We start from the raw sequence: 768 nt of genomic DNA on the forward strand, positions 1-768 counted from the left end.
AACCCCGCGACTGGGAAGCCGCCGAACGCGAGGGCCGCACCATCACCCCCCTGATCACCAGGCTCAACGACATCCGCCGCCGCCATCCCGCGCTGCACCGCCTGCGCAATCTGCGCTTCCACCCGACCGACAACGACGCCGTGATCGCCTACAGCAAGAGCGCCGGCTCCGACACGGTGGTCGTCGTCGCCAATCTCGACCCCCACCACACCCAGGAGGCCACGGTCTCGTTGGACATGCCGCAACTCGGCCTGGACTGGCACGAGTCCACGCCGGTGCGCGACGAGCTCACCGGCGAGACCCATCACTGGGGCAGGACCAACTACGTCCGCCTGGATCCGGGCCACCGGCCCGCGCACGTGCTCCATGTCCAGCGACCGTCCAACCCGCAGAGCGGAGGGCCCCCAGCGCCATGACTGTCAACGAGCCCGTTCCGGACATCTTCGAGGACGCCCCGGCCGGGGACCGGGATCCGGAGTGGTACAAACGCGCTGTCTTCTACGAGGTCCTCGTCCGTTCCTTCCAGGACAGCAACGGCCGGATCATCTTCGTCGACACCGAGACCTCGAACTGGACCTTCGATCCGGTCCGCGGCCAGTACTACTTCCACCGCTTCTTCTCCCACCAGCCGGACCTGAACTACGAGAACCCGGCCGTCCAGGAGGAGATCCTGGCCGCCCTCCGCTTCTGGCTGGACCTGGGCATCGACGGCTTCCGGCTGGACGCGGTGCCGTACCTCTACGCGGAGGAGGGCACCAACTGCGAGAA

At 67.6% G+C, this 768-nt stretch carries 2 protein-coding genes; both read left to right on the forward strand.

What is annotated here, in order from left to right; genetic code table 11:
- Positions 1–416 (forward strand): alpha-glucosidase C-terminal domain-containing protein (locus tag DEP02_RS16480; protein ID WP_117434526.1); only part of this gene is annotated, 416 nt, incomplete at its 5' end.
- Positions 413–768 (forward strand): alpha-amylase family glycosyl hydrolase (locus DEP02_RS16485; RefSeq protein WP_269809366.1); only part of this gene is annotated, 356 nt, incomplete at its 3' end. The genes DEP02_RS16480 and DEP02_RS16485, both read left to right, overlap by 4 nt.

The sequence above is a fragment of the Streptomyces triticisoli genome (assembly GCF_003270085.1).
GTDB lineage: Bacteria > Actinomycetota > Actinomycetes > Streptomycetales > Streptomycetaceae > Streptomyces > Streptomyces triticisoli.